Raw genomic sequence first — 16,823 nt, forward strand, 5'->3', positions numbered from 1 at the left:
GCTTTAACCTCTTGTGAGGCTTTTTTGTTACTCTTTCGTCGAAAATACCGCCCTCACGGAAGGGTTAGATCGCTTGCGCTGGTGAACGCTTTGTGCGTCTGCGACAACCAACATGCAGTTTGGACTGGGATTCGGAATATGCGCGCAGGTGGACGGCGGATTTCGGTTTTTGACTTCGCGAATGAGCGGTTCTGGCAGCTGGCAATTCTGACGACCGCCGGCACCGTCGCCGCCTCCACGCAGGCCGATGCAGCGCTCTATTACTGGAACCGCGACTCCGCCTTCTACGGCGACTACGAGCCGATGCCGCAGCCGCACCGGCAAAAGCCGAAGCGCAACACAGCCAAGAAGAATCCGGCGATCGAGAAGGAGGCCGGCAGCAAGCCGCAAGGTCCCCTGATCATCTCGGTCTCGATCGACCAGCAGCGGGTCAGCCTCTACGACGCCAACGGCCTCTATGCCGAGAGCCCGGTGTCGACTGGCATGAAGGGGCATTCGACCCCCATGGGTGTCTTCAGCGTCATCCAGAAGCAGAAGTACCATCAGTCCAACATCTACAGCGGCGCGCCGATGCCGTATATGCAGCGCATCACCTGGTCGGGCATCGCCATGCATGCCGGCGTGCTGCCCGGCTATCCGGCGTCCCACGGCTGCATCCGCATGCCGATGTCGTTCGCGGTCAAGATGTACAATTGGACGCGGATGGGCGCCCGCGTCTTCGTCACGCCGGGCACGATCTCGCCGGAAAGTTTCTCGCACCCGCTGCTGGTCACGCAAAAGGTGGCGCCGCAGCAGCCGGTCGCCGACGACATTCTGAAGATGGATGCGCCGCTCGGCGTGAAGAGCGACAAGGGCGCCGACAAGCAGTCCAGTCTCGATTTGCGCAGCAGCGTCGGCCATGCCGCCGCGTCCCTGCGCGACAACACCCACACCGCCGACGCCAGCAGCGCGATGCCGGCAGCGAGTGCGTCAGTGACAATGTCCGATGCATCCTCTTCCACGGCGCGCGACGCCATCGCGGAGAAGATCGCAGCGGACAAGTCCGAGACAGTGAAGCCCGAGACGGCCGCCGCCGACAAGCCGGCCGAGACCAATTCCGCCGGCCACGACGGCAACCCGACCACAGATGACAACACGGTCGGCGAAACCACCGCCAGCACCGACACGCCAAAGAGCGAGGTCTCCGCAAGCGATCCGGCGAAGGCGGAAGCCAAGGCCGACGAGCCGAAGGTGGACGCCGCCAAGCCTGGTGTTGCCGAGGCGCCCAAGATCGATGCACCGAAGACCGACGCACCGAAGGCCGATGCCTCGAAGGCCGCTGACAAGCCCGCCGAGGCAGCGACCGCAGCTGATGGGCCCGACGCCAAGAAGGATCCGGCGCGGCTGCCGGGCACCGCCAGAATCGACGTGCCGAAGCGCGCCGGCCAGATTGCGGTGTTCATCAGCCGCAAGGATTCCAAGCTCTACGTGCGGCAGAATTTTGCACCGCTATTCGAGGTGCCGGTGACGATCGCGGCAAGCGACCGGCCGCTCGGCACCCATGTGTTCACCGCACAAGCCGACAAGACCGATACGAACCTGCTGCGCTGGTCGGTGGTGACGCTGCCGACCCGCAACGTCGCCCGCATCGACGTCGAAGAGCGTACCTTGCATCGCCGCAAGGTCGCGGCCGCAGCGGTGGCCGAGGCCAAGCCGCAGCCGGTGACCAACAGTCCGGCCGAGGCGCTCGACCGCATCTCGATTCCGGCCGACGTGATGGCGCGGATCAGCGAAGCGCTCGGCACCGGCGGATCGATCATCGTCTCCGACCTCGGTGTGAACCAGGGCGAGACCGGCGAAGGCACTGACTTCATCCTGCCGCTGCGTTGAGGCGATCCGGGCGACCCGCTTCCGGCAATAACGCCTTCTTGAAAGCCTGCGCGTCCCCTCCGGATTATGATCCCGACGAACATCTGTTCCGGGGATGAGACCATGATGGACCGCAGGACCCTGATCGTGACAGCGATCGCCGCAGCCGCGGCATCCCGCCCGCTGCATGCCGAGCAGCCTGCGATGAGCCGGATCACCGCCTACGCCTTCTCATTTCCGGCACTCGGCGGCGGCGATATCAGACTTGCCGACTATGCCGGCCGTCCGCTGATGATCGTGAACACGGCCTCGCTTTGCGGCTTCACGCCGCAATATGCCGGCCTGCAGCAACTCTCGACCGAATTCCGCGATCGCGGCTTCGTCATCATTGGCGTCCCCTCCAATGATTTCGGCGGCCAGGAGCCCGGCGGCCCGACCGAGATCGCCGAGACTGCGCAGCATCAATATGGCGTCACCTTCCCGATCGCGGCGAAAGCAATCGTCCGCGGCGCGAGCGCGCATCCGTTCTACCGCTGGGCGGCGGAGGCTCGGCCAAAGGACGTGCCGCGCTGGAATTTTCACAAATACCTGATCGGCCGCGACGGCTACATCGCCGACGTTTTCGCTGAGTCGGTTGCGCCCGACGACACGCGCATCAAGACCGGGATCGCACGGGCATTGGCGGCCGCCTGAGATATGACGATAATCCCCGGAATTAACTGATCCGACGAGGATTTTGGACACGCGCTCGCCACGTTCATTGCCTTGGCGTCGCCACTGCGACTAGGGTACGATCGGTTGGGGGCGAAGCGACCCGGTCGCGGCAATGCCGGCGCCGGGCGCGCGAGCAGCAGGGAACACGCCATGCGCATTGCGACAGGTCTGATTTTTGCGGGGACCGTATCGTTGCTCGCGTCGAGCGCAGCTTGGTCGCAGACGTCGCCCCCCAAGGGCGCTACTGCGGCACCGACAGCACCAGCGGCCGCGGCTCCCGCGCCCGCCGCCGCAGCCCCGGCAGCGGCCACCGCAACCGCAGCCCCGGTTCCGCCGAAGCAACCGCCACAACCGGCGCGCGCCGCCTGCAACAATCCGAACGCGCTCGGCGTCGGCCGCACGGTCGAGATCGATACCACCGGCGGTCCGGGCTTCGGCTTCGAGCATTTCAAGCAGCTCGACTTCCTGCGCGACCATGAGGTGGTGCTGACCTTCGACGACGGCCCGTGGCCGGGCAACACGCCGGCAGTGCTGAAAGCGCTCGCGGATGAATGCACCACGGGCATCTTCTTCCCGATCGGCAAGCATGCGACCTATCACCCCGAAATCCTGCGGCAGGTCTATGCCGCCGGCCACACGGTCGGCGCCCACACCTGGTCGCACGCCAATCTGAACAACAAGAAGCTGACCGAGGATCAGAAGAAGGACGAGATCGAGCGCGGCTACGCTGCGGTCAAGTGGGCGCTCGAGACCTCACCCTCGCCGTTCTTCCGCTTCCCGGCGCTGCAGCATCCGCCGGAGATGGTGACCTATCTCGGCAACCGCAACATCGCGATCTTCTCCTGCGACCTCGACTCCTTCGACTTCAAGGCGAGCAAGCCGCAGCAGGTGATCGACACCGTGATGAAGAAGCTGAACAAGCTCGGCAAGGGCATCATCCTGATGCACGACTTCCAGAAGCACACCGCGGAAGCGCTGCCCACGCTGCTGACGCAGCTCAAGGCCGGCGGCTACAAGGTGGTCGCGATGCGCGCCAAGTTCCCGGTGACGGTGCTGCCGCAATACGAGCATGAGCTCGCCAAGGACGTCAAGCTGCCGACCGTAAGCTCGCGCCCGGTGAACAGCGTCGTCACCACCGTCGATCAGCAATAACGCCGGCGACAATCCTGGTGCCGGCGCTGCGTATCGAAGGCTTCGTCATCGTCTCCGCCGATGGCCGGCTGGCGAATGCGCGGAATGTGATGCCCGACGACCTCAAGATCGAGGGCGACAAGCGGTTCTTCACCGCGGCCCTCGACCGCGCCGACCTCGTCGTGCATGGCCGTCACTCCCAGGAAGAGCAGCCGAACGCGCCGAAGCGGCGGCGGCTGATCCTGACCAGCAAGGTCGCGGCCACCGCGCCCGACCCCGACAATCCGAAGGCGCTGTTGTGGAATCCCGCCGGCTGTCCGTTCGAGACGGCGAGCCGCGAGGCCGGCGTGACCTCGGGCATGGTCGCGATCATCGGCGGCCCCGGCGTGTTCGGCATGTTCATGGACCGCTACGACACGTTCTGGCTCTCGGTCGCCCCGAAGGTGCGCATCCCCGACGGCGAGCCGTGCTTTCCGGGCGTCCCTGCCCACACCCCGCAACAGGTGCTATCAGCGCACGGCCTGCACGCCGGCGCGCCGCAGCTGATCGATGCCGCGCAGGATGTCAGCGTGACGCCGTGGCGGCGAAGCGCATAGATCCCGAGCCAGCTTGCGATGAACAACGGCATGACCTCCCTGGCGAACGCCGTAGCTCTTGTGGCGATGGCGTCGCTGGTCGCAACCAGCGCAGTCGGCGCCTGCAAAACCACCCTGCGCGGCGAACTCGTGCAAGCGCCCGGCGACCGCAAGGCCTCTGTCGGGGAATTCCTGTACTTCTATCTCGTCGAAATGACGCCGGAGAGCCCGACGCGCTCGGAGAAGCTCTTCCAGTCCTTCGTGGTTCCCAACATGAGCAAGACACCTCCAATTCCGTTCGCCCTGGAGATCGAACAGCCCAAAGACTGCCCAGGCAAACTCGAGCTGCGCGTCGATACCAAAGACCGAGACATCATGCGACTTGGCACGGATGCGTCGTCGGCTGGCAGGAAAACGGTCCGCCTCGAGAGGTTTGAAAGCGTACCTATGTGGGGACCATCTTTCTGAACGTCGCAGAGGGGGTTAGCGCCAGCGTAACCCGCCACCCCTCTTGCCGAATGCGCAGGTCGGCGGGTTACGCCTTCGGCTAACCCGCCCTCCACAGCTGCGTATCGTCCTACACGTCCCCATAGGCCGGGTCGTCGCGGCGCGGGCCGCGGCCGTAGCCGGCGATGATGAACAGCGCGCCGATCAGCGACAGGTTCTTCAGCGCATCGATCAGCGTCCTGAGGTTGTCGGGCGCCGGCTGATTCCAGAAGTCATGGAAGTAGAAGGTGGCGAAGCACACGAAGATGATCAGGAGAATCGCGAAGAACCGCGCCAGCACGTTCACCGCGATCATCAGCCCCGCGACGATCTCGAAGCCGCCGATCGTGACCGCCAGCAGCTGCATGAAGGGCATGCCGACGGCGGTTTCGATCTGCTGCGTATAGGGCGCGACCACGGCCGGGATCGTCACCTTGGCCGCCAGCAGATCCGCCGTCGCCTGGATGCCGAACAGCTTGCTCGCTCCCGAATAGAGGAACAGCACGGCGAACAGGATCCGCCCGAAGGTGATGAACGCTGGCATGGGTCGGCCTCACTGGATGGCAGAAATCGGACGAAGCAGGCGAAGCGATTATGGTCGCTCCACCTGCCTCGATCAAATCGAATCCATCTCGGTTCAAACACGATGCGGAAAACCGCGCTGCGGTTTTCCGAACATAACGTGCTCAAACAACGGCCGTCAGCCGAACAGCGTCGGCTGCGCGCGGCCGGCGCGTTCCTGGGCTTCGACGGCGGCCACCGCCGTCATGTTGAGGATGCCGCGCGCCGTCACGCCGGGGGTGAGGATGTGCGCCGGGCGCGCCGGACCGATCAGGATCGGCCCCACCGGCAACGCGTTGGCGAGCGATTTGATCATTTGATAGGCGATGTTGGCGGCATCGAGGTTCGGCATGATCAGGATGTTGGCCTCGCCTTCCAGCCGCGACTGCGGCAGCACCAGGCGCCGCGCCGCCGCCGACAGCGCGGTGTCGCCCTGCATCTCGCCGTCGGCCTCGATCTCCGGATGCTTGTCCTTCAAGAGCTGGGTCGCCCGCCGCATCTTGCGCGAGGAATCCGTGTCATAGCTGCCGAAGTCGGAATGTGACACGAAGGCGACCCTCGGCTTGAAGGCGAAGCGCTGGACGTGGATCGCCGCGAGCGATGCCACCTCGGCGAGTTCCTCCGCGCTCGGGTTCGGCCGCACCTGGGTATCGGCGAGGAAATGGGCTCCGGTGGAGGTGATCATCAGCGCCAGCGCGGCATAGTCGCTGACCCCTGGCAGGAAGCCGATGATCTCGCGGACATGGCGCAGATGGCTCATGTAGCGGCCCTCGACGCCGCACAGCATCGCGTCGGCCTCGCCACGCGACACGGCAAGCGCCGCGATCACGGTATTGTTGGTGCGGACCACGGTCCGCGCGGCCTCCGGTGTCACGCCGCGCCGGCCGGCGACGTCGATATAGGACTGCACATAGGAACGGTAGCGCGGATCGTCCTCGGGATTGATCAGGTCGAAATCGCGGCCGGCCTTGATCGACAGGCCGAAGCGCTTGATCCTGGTCTCGACCACCGACGGCCGGCCGACCAGGATCGGCCGCGCCAGCTTTTCCTCGAGCACCACCTGCGTCGCGCGCAGCACGCGCTCGTCCTCGCCTTCGGCGTAGATCACGCGCACCGGCTGGGTCTTGGCCTTGGCGAACACCGGCTTCATGGTGAGGCCGGAGCGGAACGCAAAGCGTTCGAGATTGGCGGCGTATTCGTCGAAATTGGTGATCGGCCGGGTCGCGACGCCGGACTCGATCGCGGCCCTGGCCACCGCCGGCGCGATGCGCAGGATCAGGCGCGGATCGAACGGGCTCGGGATCAGCGAACCGGGGCCGAACCCCTGGGTCTCGCCGCTCTCGAAACCATGGGCCACCGCATCCGACGGCGGATCGCGCGCGAGCTGCGCGATCGCGTCCACCGCGGCATGCTTCATCGCCTCGTTGATCGCGGTGGCGCCGACGTCGAGCGCGCCGCGGAAGATGAAGGGGAAGCAGAGCACGTTGTTGACCTGGTTCGGAAAGTCCGACCGCCCGGTGCAGATCATCGCGTCGGGACGCGCCAGACGCGCCTCATCCGGCATGATCTCCGGCACTGGATTGGCCAGCGCCATCACCAGCGGCTTGTCGCCCATCTGCTTGACCATTTCGGGCTTCAGCACACCCGGTGCAGACAGTCCGATGAAGATGTCCGCGCCGGGAATGACGTCGGCGAGCACGCGTGCGTCGGTCTTCTGGGTATAGACCGCCTTCCAGCGATCCATCGTGGTGTTGCGGCCCTCATAGACCACACCGTCGATGTCGCAGACCCAGATGTTCTTGCGCTGCGCCCCCATCGAGACCAGCAGATTGAGGGTTGCGATCGCGGCGGCGCCGGCGCCCGAGCAGACGATCTTCACGTCAGACAGTTGCTTGCCGTTCAACAACAGCCCGTTGACGATCGCCGCGGCGACGATGATGGCGGTGCCGTGCTGGTCGTCGTGGAAGACCGGGATCTTCATGCGCTCCTTGAGCTGCGCCTCGATCTCGAAGCACTCAGGTCCGCGGATGTCCTCGAGATTGATGCCGCCGAAGGTCGGCTCCAGCGCGGCAACGGTCTCGACTACGCGCTCGATCGTGTCGGCCTTGATCTCGATGTCGAACACGTCGATGCCGGCGAATTTCTTGAACAGCACCGCCTTGCCTTCCATGACGGGCTTCGAGGCCAGCGGACCGATATTGCCGAGACCGAGCACCGCGGTGCCGTTCGAGACCACGGCGACCAGATTGGCGCGCGCGGTCAGCGTCGCCGCCTCGGCCGGGTTCTTGGCGATCTCGGTGCAGGCGGCGGCCACGCCCGGCGAATAGGCCAGCGCCAGGTCACGCTGGTTGGCAAGCGGCTTGATCGCCTGGATCTCGAGCTTGCCCGGCCGCGGCAGCCGGTGATAGGCGAGCGCCGCGTTGTGGAGTTCTTCAGACGATGACGACATGCGTGCTCCCCGCGTTCCGGCCCAAATTTCTTGTTTCTGTGCTAATCCAGGCAAAAGTCAGTTGTCCGGCAAATCGAGCCGGATGTGAAGCATGTCCAACCACTTGGATGCAACATCCGATAATATCCCCGTCAACAGGTCCGGGCCGGCCGTTCATCGACGCCTGCCCCTCCCCGCGCCATTCGGCCGGGATTGGCAATTTTTTTCCCTTGATGATCCGGAGTTGACCGAATGAAGAAAATTCTGCTCGGCCTGATCGCCGTGGTTGTGATCGCGGCCGCCGGCTTCTTCGGTTTCGACTTCTACGCCCAGCGCCGGGTCACGCGCGACGTCGAGGCCGCCTTCGAGCAGGTCCGTGCCACTGGCGCCAAGGCGAGCCACGGCAAGATCACGTTCGACGTCAAGAGCCGCACCCTGACGATCGCGGACGTCGCCACCGAGTCGGGGACGCAATCCCCGGTCAGCGTCAAGGTTGCCAGTCTCACGATGACCGGCCTCGGTCAAACCGACGCGGCACGGGTCTCCGCCGGCAATGTCGAGTTCAGCGATGTCGAGATCGGCATGTCGGGACCGACCCCGACGATCGCCTCACTGACCTACAAGGCGCCGCGGATCACGGTGAAGGATTATTCCGGCCCCGCCAGCCTGCCCCAGCTTCCGGCGTCGTCGTCGATCTTCGAGCTGTACCGGTCCGCGTTCGGACTGCTCGCGAGCATCAACGCATCATCGGTCGCTGCGCCCAGCCTGACCGGAACGATGACCTTCAGCGCCGCCGCAAAAGCCGGCGACGGCGCCGGCGGCGAATTCGCCTATTCGGGCATCGCCATCGAAAACATGAAGGACGGAAAAATCGCGTCCAGCAAAACCGACAAGGTTGTGTTCACGATCAACCAGCAGGCGGCCGGCAAGCCGATCAAAATGACCGGCGAGCTCGCCAACATCGCCGCGACCGATATCGACGTCGGCGCGATGGCGGCGATATTCGATCCAGGCAAGGCCAACGATGACAGGGAGTATCGGGTCCAGGGACACGTTTCGGCCGGTCCTTATGTCATTACCGCCGCGCCCGGTGTGAACATGCGGATCGAGGGAGTGACCGTCGACGACACCAGGATCAATCCGTCACGGATGCAACTGCCGGCGCTGCTGGCAATGATGCCGCCGCAAGGGAGTCCGCCGCCGTCTGCCGCCCAGGCACGCGAACTGCTGGACAAGGTCGCCGGCCTCTATTCGGGCATCGGAATTGCAGATGCCGAGATGCATGGGCTCTCGGTCGAGACGCCGCAGGGCCCGCTCAAGCTCGCCTCGATGCGGTTCAACTTCGAACACGGCAAGATCGGCGAGCTTGCGGTCGAGGGACTCGATACCCGTGCGCCGAACGGTCCCATCAAGGTCGGACGCTTTGCGCTGAAGTCGCTCGACGTCGCCAACTTCATGCGGCTGTCGGCACAATTCGCCGCGCAGAAGCCGTCGGCCGAACAGGCGCTGGCGCTATTCCCGCTGATCGAAGGCGTCGAGATCAAGGGCGTCGCGTCGCCCTACAAGGCCACCGGCAAGCCGGTCAACATCGACGTCCTCAGCCTCGACTGGGGTCAGTTCGTCGGATCGATCCCGAGCAAGCTGCGGCTGACCGCGAAGCTGGCGGCGCCGCTCGATGCGGCCGATCCGCGGCAGCAACCGCTCGTCGCTGCCGGGATCGACCGGATGGCCGTCGATGCCGATCTCGGCGCCGTCTGGACCGAGACCTCACGCGCGTTCGCGCTCGAGCCGGTCAAGCTCGACATCGCGGGCCTGCTGAACGCGTCGGCAAAGGTCACGCTCGGCAACGTGCCGCGCGAGGCATTCTCGACCAGCGCCGCGGAAGCGATGGGCGCGGCCGCGCAGATCGAAACCGGCACGATCGAGCTCGCGGTCCACGACCTCGGCGTCATCGATCTCGCCGTCGCTCAATTTGCGCGCACCCGGAACGTCAGCCGCGACGAGGCGCGCAAGGTCATCCTCGACGCCATCAAGACGCAGGGCGGCGAGATCGGCGGGGGTAATCCCGACGCCACCGCGCTCGTCACCGCGATCGGCCAGTTCATCGAGACGCCGGGACAGACGCTGGTCATCAAGCTCACTCCGCGCGCGAAGGCGCCGGCGCTTCAGCTGATGCAGCTCCTCAAGACCGATCCGCAATCGGCGCTGGCGCAGTTCCGGATCGAGGCCTCGACGGGGTTGTGATTGCTGGGCCCTTACCTGCTTTTCCCTCTCCCCGTTCTTACGGGGAGAGGGTCAGGGTGAGGGGCTGCTTCTGCAAAATTGCTGTCGAACGGACTCGCGGAGGCTCCCCCTCACCCGGATTGCATCTAACGATGCAATCCGACCTCTCCCCGCAGGCGGGGCGAGGTGAAGGCCCGCCTAACCCTTCGCCGGCAGGTTGGTGCGGATGTGCAGCTCCTTAAGCTGCTTCGGCGTTGCTTCCGACGGCGCGCCCATCAGCAGGTCCATGGCCTGCTGGTTCATCGGGAACAGCGAGATCTCGCGCAGATTGTTGGTGCCGCAGAGCAGCATCACGATACGGTCGAGGCCGGCCGCCATGCCGCCATGCGGCGGGGCGCCGTACTGGAACGCACGGTACATGCCGCCGAAGCGGTCGATGACCTCCTGCTCGCCATAGCCTGCGATCTCGAACGCCTTCACCATCGCTTCCGGCTTGTGGTTGCGGATGCCGCCGGAGGCGATCTCGTAGCCGTTGCAGGCGATGTCGTACTGGAACGCCTTAATGGTCAGCGGGTCCTGCGTCGTCAGCGCGTCGAGGCCACCCTGCGGCATCGAGAACGGGTTGTGCGAGAAGTCGACCTTCTTGTTCTCCTCGTCATACTCGTACATCGGGAAGTCGACGATCCAGGCGAGCTCGAACCGGTCCTTGTCGATCAGGTTCAATTCCTCGCCGAGCTTGGTGCGCGCGAGACCCGCAAACTTCCAGAATTTCTCGGGATCGCCGGCGACGAAGAACGCAGCATCGCCCTCCTTGAGGCCGAGTTGATCGCGGATCGCAGCGGTGCGCTCGGGGCCGATGTTGTTCGCCAAGGGGCCTGCGCCCTCACCGCCCTCGCGCCACATGATGTAGCCGAGACCCGGCTGGCCTTCGCCCTGCGCCCACGAGTTCATGCGGTCGCAGAACGCGCGGCTGCCGCCGCCGGTGCCCGGGATCGCCCAGACCTGGTTCTTCGGGTCTTCGAGCATGCGCGCGAACACCTTGAAGCCGGAGCCGCGGAAGTGCTCGGAGACTTCCTGCATCACGATCTTGTTGCGCAAATCGGGCTTGTCGGAGCCGTATTTGCGCACGGCCTCCGCAAACGGAATCCGCGGCCAGTTCTTCGTGACCGGCTTGCCCTTGGCAAAATCCTCGAACACGCCGGTGATCACAGGCTCCATCGCCGCGAACACGTCGTCCTGGGTGACAAAGCTCATCTCGACGTCGAGCTGATAGAACTCGCCCGGCAGACGGTCGGCGCGCGGGTCCTCGTCGCGGAAGCACGGCGCGATCTGGAAGTAGCGGTCGAAGCCCGACATCATCAACAGCTGCTTGTACTGCTGCGGCGCCTGCGGCAGCGCGTAGAACTTGCCGGGATGGATGCGCGACGGCACCAGGAAGTCGCGCGCGCCTTCCGGCGAGGACGCCGTCAGGATCGGGGTCTGGAATTCGAAGAAGCCCTGCTCCTTCATCCGCTTGCGCATGGAATCGACCACCGCGCCGCGGGTCATGATGTTCTGGTGCAGCTTCTCGCGACGCAGGTCGAGGAAGCGATATTTCAGCCTGATATCTTCGGGATATTCCTGCTCGCCGAACACCGGCAGCGGCAGCTCGGCCGCCGGGCCCAGCACCTCGATCTCCTTGATGTAGATCTCGACCATGCCGGTCGGCAGCTCCGGATTGTCGGTGCCGGCGGGACGGCGGCGCACCTTGCCGTCGATCCGCACCACCCATTCGGAGCGGAACTTCTCGACCTCGCCGAACGCCGGCGAGTCCGGATCGGCCACGCATTGGGTGATGCCGTAATGGTCGCGCAGATCGACGAACAGCACGCCGCCATGGTCGCGGACCCGGTGAACCCAACCCGAAAGCCGGACCGTCTGGTCGATATCGCCCTCTCGGAGCGCGCCGCATGTGTGTGACCGGTAGCGATGCATAGTCGTTCCAAAAACTGATGTCGGAGGAGAATCGCGATAGGAAACTTCCTATCCGAAGGCGCTGGGTTTACCCGAGCCCGCTCGGGGCGGCAACCAAGGGAACGCCCGCTTTTGGCCCGAAACTGCAGATTTTGCTGCGATCCGGCGCCAGATGGGCGCCAATCGTTTGCCTATTCGGCCCGCAGGCCTATCTTCGGGATATGACCATTCATTTCCCGTTCCAGAACACCTATTCGGCGCTGCCGGCGAACTTTTTCGCCCGTGTCGCGCCGACCCCGGTCGCCGCCCCCCGGCTGATCAAGCTGAACCGGCCGCTCGCGGTCCAGCTCGGGCTGGACCCGGACCTGCTGTCGGCGCCGGAGGGCGCCGAGATCCTTGCCGGAAAGCGGCTGCCTGACGGCGCCGACCCGATCGCCATGGCCTATGCCGGCCATCAATTCGGGCACTTTGTTCCCCAGCTCGGCGACGGCCGCGCCATCCTGCTCGGCGAGGTCATCGACAAGGACGGCGTCCGCCGCGACATCCAGCTCAAGGGATCCGGCCCGACCCCGTTCTCCCGCCGCGGCGACGGCCGCGCCGCGCTCGGTCCGGTCTTGCGCGAATACATCGTCAGCGAGGCGATGTTCGCTTTGGGGATCCCGACCACCCGCTCGCTCGCCGCCGTCGTCACCGGCGAGCCCGTGATGCGCGAGACCGCGCTGCCCGGCGCGGTGCTGACCCGCGTCGCCGCGAGCCACATCCGCGTCGGCACCTTCCAGTTCTTCGCCGCCCGCGGCGACACTGACGGCGTGCGCGCGCTCGCCGACCATGTCATCGCCAGGCACTATCCCGAGCTGACGGACGCCGCCCAGCCCTATCACGCGCTGCTCGCCGGCGTCGTGGCGCGGCAGGCCGCGCTGGTCGCGCGCTGGCTCCTGGTCGGCTTCATCCACGGCGTGATGAACACCGACAACACCTCGATCTCGGGCGAGACCATCGATTACGGGCCCTGCGCCTTCCTTGATGCCTACAACCCGGCGCAGGTGTTCTCCTCGATCGACGAGATGGGCCGCTACGCCTATGCCAACCAGCCGCGCATCGCGTTGTGGAATCTGACCCGGCTCGCCGAATGCCTGCTGCCGCTGTTCGCGGACGAGCAGGAGAAGGCCATCGAACAGGCGCAAGTGATCCTCGGCGAATTCCCCGAAAAGTTCACCGCGGCCTACAATACCGGGCTGCGCGCCAAGGTCGGCCTGTTCACCGTGCGCGACGGTGACGAGGCGCTGATCCAGGATCTGCTCGACGCGATGGCCAAAAACGCGGCCGACTTCACGCTGACCTTCCGCCATCTCGGCGAGGCCGCAAGCGATGACGCCGCGGACGCCCGCGCGCAGTTCACCGATCCCGCGGCGTTCGACGAATGGGCCGCCCGCTGGCGCGCCCGCCTCGCGCTGGAGCCGCAAACGCCGGCCGAGCGCAAGGCCGCGATGCAGGCGGTCAATCCGGCCTTCATCCCGCGCAACCACCGGATCGAGGCGGTGATTGCGGCTGCGGTGAACTCGGATGACTACGCGCCGTTCGAGGAACTGCTGACGGTGCTGGCAAAACCCTATGAGGACCAGCCGCAGTTCGCGGCCTACGCCGATCCGCCGCTCCCCGAGCAGCGCGTGACGCAGACGTTCTGCGGGACGTGAGGTCTTTCCGCCGTCATTGCGAGGAGCGCAGCGACGAAGCAATCCATACCTCCGTGCATGCGAGCCGATGGATTGCTTCGCTTCGCTTGCAATGACGTTGGTGCGACCCTCACACCGTCACCACGATCTTGCCGAACTGCGTGTTCGACTCCAGGTACCGGTGCGCCTCGACGATCTCCTCGAACGCAAACGTCCTGGCGATGATCGGCCTCAAGGTGCCATCGGCAAGCCCGTCGAGGATGAACGCCTTCGCCGCGGTAAGCCGCGCGGGATCGCGCACGATCTCGTGCACGAGGTAGCCGCGCAGGGTCAGGCTCTTGCCGAGCACGTTGGCGAGCGGAAACGGCGTCGGCTCAGGACTGAGTCCACCATGTTCGATCAGGATGCCGCCGGGTGCCATCGCCGCCGTCAGCGGCACGAAGGCGGGGCCACCGACGGCATCGAGCACCACGCGCACGCCGTTCGGTCCCGCGATCTGCTCCAGCCTTGATTGCAGATCCTGCTCCGCCGACGCGATCACGTGCGCCGCGCCGGCCTCGCGCAGCGCCTGCGCCTTGGCCGATGTCCGCGTCACCGCTATCGGGACCGCGCCGATACGGTTGGCGATCTGGATCGCCGCGAGCCCGACGCTGCTCGACGCCGCTGTGATGACGACGAACTCGCCTCGCCCGAGCCTTGCAAGATCGACCAGCGCACCGAACGCGGTGAGATACTGCATCCACACCGCAGCGGCCGTTTCAAAACCGAGCGCGGGCGGATGCTTGACGACAAGCTCCGCCGGAAAGGTCGCGAGCTCGGCATGGGCCGGCCAGCGCACCATCGAGACCGGCGGCACGATGCTCACGGCATCGCCCGGCGCAAATTCTTCGACGCCTTCGCCGATCGCCGCGACAATCCCGGCGGCTTCCAGCCCGAGGCCGGACGGCAGCGTCGCGGTCTCGATATAGCTGCCCCGGCGCAGCGAGGCCTCGGCGCGGTTGAGCCCGAGCGCCTTGACTCGGATCTGAACCTCGCGGGGCGCCGGCGGCGCAACCGCGATCTCCTCGATACGCAGCACCTCGGGACCACCATGCTGGTGAAAGCGGACGCCGCGGGCCATGGGCGAACTCCAAAACAATTGAATGGAATGCCGCTATGCCCGGCGGCGATCGCCGGATAAATCACCCGGTAGCTCCGACAATCGAAACCAGGAGTTTTGAATTGGATCGCCTCACCAGCATGGCCGTCTTCGTCAGGGCGGTCGATCTCGGCTCGTTCGCGGCCGCCGCCGATGCGCTCGAGATGTCGGCCCCGATGGTCGGCAAGCATGTGCGCTTCCTCGAACAACGGCTCGGCGTCCGCCTGCTCCATCGCACCACGCGGCGGCAGAGCCTGACCGATTCAGGGCAAGCCTATTACGAGCGCTGCCGCATCGTGCTCGGCGAGGCCGAGGCGGCCGACGCGCTCGCCTCCGATCAATCGTCGCAGCCGCGCGGGCGGCTGCGGGTGACGATGCCGGCGCTGCTCGGCCGCTACTGCATCGTCCCCACGCTGCTGAAGCTCGCGCAGAAATATCCCGCGCTCGAGCTCGATCTTTCGTTCGGCGATCCGATCGCCGATCTGATGGAGGGCGGTCACGACCTTGCGATCAGGACCGGCGAGCTCAACGAGCAATCCGGCGTGATCGCGCGGCGCATCACGCGCCAGCGCATGGTGGTGTGCGGCTCGCGCGCCTATCTGAAGGCCCATGGCAGGCCGCGCACGCTCGACGAGCTCGGCCGGCACCAGGCGATCGTCTACCGCCGCTCGGGCCGCGTTCGCCCCTGGCTGTTCCCGCGCGCCGGTCTTGCGCCGCACGAGGTCTGGCCGGCCGGGCGGCTCAGGCTCGACGACCTCGAAGCCATCGCGGATGCCGCAGCGCGCGGCATGGGGCTGGCGTGGCTGCCCTCCTGGCTGGTGCGCGAACGCCTCGACACCGGCGCGCTGGTCCGCGTTCTCGGCGACAGCGGGGAATTTCCCTACGATTGCCACGCGCTGTGGCTGCCGACGCCGCGACTGCCACTCAAGATCCGCTTTGCGGTGGATGCGCTCGCGGCCGCGCTGCCGAAGCTCGTGGCGTAGCGCCGCGCCCCCGATTTGTTTGCAACGATTTCGCGCGCGCATCGTTGGCCGTGCAGCGCGGAACGTGCCGCCTCGTCCGATCCAGGTTCCGTGCCGCCGTGATGATGGAGCGCCAGCATGAACCAGCGCGATGACGACCTGAAAACCGCGATCGAGCGCAGCAACCCGAACGGCGTCGAGCCGCCCTTCTCCGAGGACGATCTGCAGCGACAGCAACTCGGGCCGCGCGGCGTGCCCGGGCAACCGGACCCGGCGAAGATGACGCCACAACGCGCCAAGAAGACGCCGGTCGATTCCGGTTCCGGCGGCCACACCGCTTGAACGCCGAAACAAGAAAGGATTCACGATGAGGATCACCAGCTTCAAGGACATGTATGTCGCCGAGCTTCAGGAACTCGCAAGCGTCGAGGAGCAGCTCGCCGTGGCGCTGGCGCGGATGGCGGAGATCGCCTCGCATCCGTCGCTCAAGGATGCGTTCAGCCGCCATCACCGCGAGACCATCGTGCAGGGCGAGCGGTTGAAGTCGCTGCTGCGGATGCACGGGGCCGATCCGCTGGAGCACACCGACCAGGCCATGCAGGCGCTGATCCACGAGACCGCCAAGATGGTCTCGCTGCTGCCCGACGACAATCTGCGCGATGCCGGCCTCGTCGCGTCGGCGCAGAAGCTCGCGCATTACGAGATCGCCGCCTATGGCAGCGCGGCCGCCCTCGCAGGCCAGCTCAACCTGCGCGACGACCAGCGCCTCCTGCACGACAGTCTCGACGAAGAGCGGCACGTCGACACGCTGCTGACGGCGCTCGCCAAGGGTGAGATCAACCAGGACGCCCTCGCCGCGTGACACGGCAGGATGGGTAGCCCGTAGGATGGGTAGAGCGCAGCGAAACCCATCAGCTCATCTCGCGAGCGGCACCACTATGGGTTTCGCGGAGTTCTATCATCTGGACGCGCCTTGCGCGGCCCCGTTGGCTCTACTCATCCTACGCATCGACGCGCGCGGGAAAAATGCTGCTGCAAATTTCGCGCTTCGCGGAGCTGCTGTCGTTTTTATCTCGCGACTATTGCCCTGCATGGGCCGTTCGATCAGCCTCTCATGATCGATGCCATGGG

General features: G+C 65.8%; 14 protein-coding genes. 10 read left to right on the forward strand and 4 right to left on the reverse strand.

Annotated features, from left to right (window positions below; translation table 11 throughout):
- Positions 1 to 138: 138 nt before the first annotated feature.
- The 5 genes from ACVWZM_RS42965 to ACVWZM_RS42985 all read left to right on the forward strand — a co-directional run bounded on the left by ACVWZM_RS42965 (position 139) and on the right by ACVWZM_RS42985 (position 4,736).
- On the forward strand, positions 139 to 1,869 hold the full coding sequence (locus ACVWZM_RS42965) for a L,D-transpeptidase family protein (RefSeq protein WP_456856279.1): 1,731 nt from the start codon (positions 139 to 141) through the stop codon (positions 1,867 to 1,869).
- Positions 1,870 to 1,971: 102 nt separating this feature from the next.
- Entirely contained in the window at positions 1,972 to 2,541 is a 570-nt protein-coding gene (locus ACVWZM_RS42970) for a glutathione peroxidase (RefSeq protein ID WP_456856280.1), read from the forward strand.
- 171 nt (positions 2,542 to 2,712) lie between these two features.
- Positions 2,713 to 3,714: a polysaccharide deacetylase family protein gene (locus tag ACVWZM_RS42975; protein ID WP_057019910.1), complete on the forward strand. Its 1,002-nt coding sequence runs from the start codon at positions 2,713 to 2,715 to the stop codon at positions 3,712 to 3,714.
- Positions 3,715 to 3,731: 17 nt separating this feature from the next.
- Positions 3,732 to 4,289: a dihydrofolate reductase gene (locus ACVWZM_RS42980; RefSeq protein ID WP_076832031.1), complete on the forward strand. Its 558-nt coding sequence runs from the start codon at positions 3,732 to 3,734 to the stop codon at positions 4,287 to 4,289.
- A gap of 18 nt (positions 4,290 to 4,307) precedes the next feature.
- Positions 4,308 to 4,736 (forward strand): hypothetical protein, encoded by a 429-nt coding sequence (locus ACVWZM_RS42985; RefSeq protein ID WP_316395832.1) that lies wholly within the window; start codon positions 4,308 to 4,310, stop codon positions 4,734 to 4,736.
- Positions 4,737 to 4,845: 109 nt separating this feature from the next.
- Here ACVWZM_RS42985 and ACVWZM_RS42990 read toward each other — a convergent pair whose 3' ends face one another.
- Positions 4,846 to 5,298: a DoxX family protein gene (locus ACVWZM_RS42990; RefSeq protein WP_057019907.1), complete on the reverse strand. Its 453-nt coding sequence runs from the start codon at positions 5,296 to 5,298 to the stop codon at positions 4,846 to 4,848.
- Between the two features lie 156 nt (positions 5,299 to 5,454).
- Entirely contained in the window at positions 5,455 to 7,764 is a 2,310-nt protein-coding gene (locus ACVWZM_RS42995; RefSeq protein ID WP_057019906.1) for an NADP-dependent malic enzyme, read from the reverse strand.
- A gap of 231 nt (positions 7,765 to 7,995) precedes the next feature.
- On the opposite strand from ACVWZM_RS42995, the gene ACVWZM_RS43000 reads away from it, so the two are divergent.
- Positions 7,996 to 9,987 carry a hypothetical protein gene (locus ACVWZM_RS43000; RefSeq protein ID WP_456856283.1) on the forward strand — a complete coding sequence of 664 codons (1,992 nt, stop codon included), beginning with the start codon at positions 7,996 to 7,998 and terminating at the stop codon, positions 9,985 to 9,987.
- Between the two features lie 177 nt (positions 9,988 to 10,164).
- Here ACVWZM_RS43000 and aspS read toward each other — a convergent pair whose 3' ends face one another.
- Complete coding sequence (aspS, locus tag ACVWZM_RS43005) at positions 10,165 to 11,940, reverse strand: aspartate--tRNA ligase (protein WP_225164578.1); 1,776 nt, start codon at positions 11,938 to 11,940, stop codon at positions 10,165 to 10,167.
- Positions 11,941 to 12,140: 200 nt separating this feature from the next.
- Here aspS and ACVWZM_RS43010 point away from each other — a divergent pair, with 200 nt between their 5' ends.
- Positions 12,141 to 13,613 (forward strand): protein adenylyltransferase SelO, encoded by a 1,473-nt coding sequence (locus ACVWZM_RS43010; protein WP_456856285.1) that lies wholly within the window; start codon positions 12,141 to 12,143, stop codon positions 13,611 to 13,613.
- A 109-nt stretch (positions 13,614 to 13,722) separates the two neighbouring features.
- Here the strand turns inward: ACVWZM_RS43010 and ACVWZM_RS43015 are convergent, their stop codons facing one another.
- On the reverse strand, positions 13,723 to 14,712 hold the full coding sequence (locus tag ACVWZM_RS43015) for a zinc-dependent alcohol dehydrogenase family protein (protein ID WP_456856287.1): 990 nt from the start codon (positions 14,710 to 14,712) through the stop codon (positions 13,723 to 13,725).
- Positions 14,713 to 14,813: 101 nt separating this feature from the next.
- On the opposite strand from ACVWZM_RS43015, the gene ACVWZM_RS43020 reads away from it, so the two are divergent.
- From ACVWZM_RS43020 to ACVWZM_RS43030, 3 genes are all read left to right on the forward strand, one after another.
- Positions 14,814 to 15,713: a LysR family transcriptional regulator gene (locus ACVWZM_RS43020; protein ID WP_456784740.1), complete on the forward strand. Its 900-nt coding sequence runs from the start codon at positions 14,814 to 14,816 to the stop codon at positions 15,711 to 15,713.
- A 117-nt stretch (positions 15,714 to 15,830) separates the two neighbouring features.
- Positions 15,831 to 16,034, forward strand: a complete 204-nt coding sequence (locus tag ACVWZM_RS43025) for a hypothetical protein (protein WP_253590428.1) — start codon at positions 15,831 to 15,833, stop codon at positions 16,032 to 16,034.
- 25 nt (positions 16,035 to 16,059) lie between these two features.
- The gene (locus ACVWZM_RS43030; RefSeq protein WP_028344824.1) at positions 16,060 to 16,554 is read left to right on the forward strand and encodes a YciE/YciF ferroxidase family protein; all 495 of its coding nucleotides are present in this window, start codon (positions 16,060 to 16,062) and stop codon (positions 16,552 to 16,554) included.
- The last annotated feature ends 269 nt before the right edge of the window (positions 16,555 to 16,823 follow it).

It is taken from the genome of Bradyrhizobium sp. USDA 4501, from assembly GCF_054062115.1.

Excerpts from the sequence above, each read along its gene's own strand:
- ACVWZM_RS42965 (WP_456856279.1), top strand. The coding sequence starts at position 139 with ATGCGCGCAGGTGGACGGCGGATTTCGGTTTTTGACTTCGCGAATGAG.
- ACVWZM_RS42970 (WP_456856280.1), top strand. The coding sequence starts at position 1,972 with ATGATGGACCGCAGGACCCTGATCGTGACAGCGATCGCCGCAGCCGCG.
- ACVWZM_RS42975 (WP_057019910.1), top strand. The coding sequence starts at position 2,713 with ATGCGCATTGCGACAGGTCTGATTTTTGCGGGGACCGTATCGTTGCTC.
- ACVWZM_RS42985 (WP_316395832.1), top strand. The coding sequence starts at position 4,308 with ATGAACAACGGCATGACCTCCCTGGCGAACGCCGTAGCTCTTGTGGCG.
- ACVWZM_RS42990 (WP_057019907.1), bottom strand. The coding sequence starts at position 5,298 with ATGCCAGCGTTCATCACCTTCGGGCGGATCCTGTTCGCCGTGCTGTTC.
- ACVWZM_RS42995 (WP_057019906.1), bottom strand. The coding sequence starts at position 7,764 with ATGTCGTCATCGTCTGAAGAACTCCACAACGCGGCGCTCGCCTATCAC.
- ACVWZM_RS43000 (WP_456856283.1), top strand. The coding sequence starts at position 7,996 with ATGAAGAAAATTCTGCTCGGCCTGATCGCCGTGGTTGTGATCGCGGCC.
- aspS (WP_225164578.1), bottom strand. The coding sequence starts at position 11,940 with ATGCATCGCTACCGGTCACACACATGCGGCGCGCTCCGAGAGGGCGAT.
- ACVWZM_RS43010 (WP_456856285.1), top strand. The coding sequence starts at position 12,141 with ATGACCATTCATTTCCCGTTCCAGAACACCTATTCGGCGCTGCCGGCG.
- ACVWZM_RS43015 (WP_456856287.1), bottom strand. The coding sequence starts at position 14,712 with ATGGCCCGCGGCGTCCGCTTTCACCAGCATGGTGGTCCCGAGGTGCTG.
- ACVWZM_RS43025 (WP_253590428.1), top strand. The coding sequence starts at position 15,831 with ATGAACCAGCGCGATGACGACCTGAAAACCGCGATCGAGCGCAGCAAC.
- ACVWZM_RS43030 (WP_028344824.1), top strand. The coding sequence starts at position 16,060 with ATGAGGATCACCAGCTTCAAGGACATGTATGTCGCCGAGCTTCAGGAA.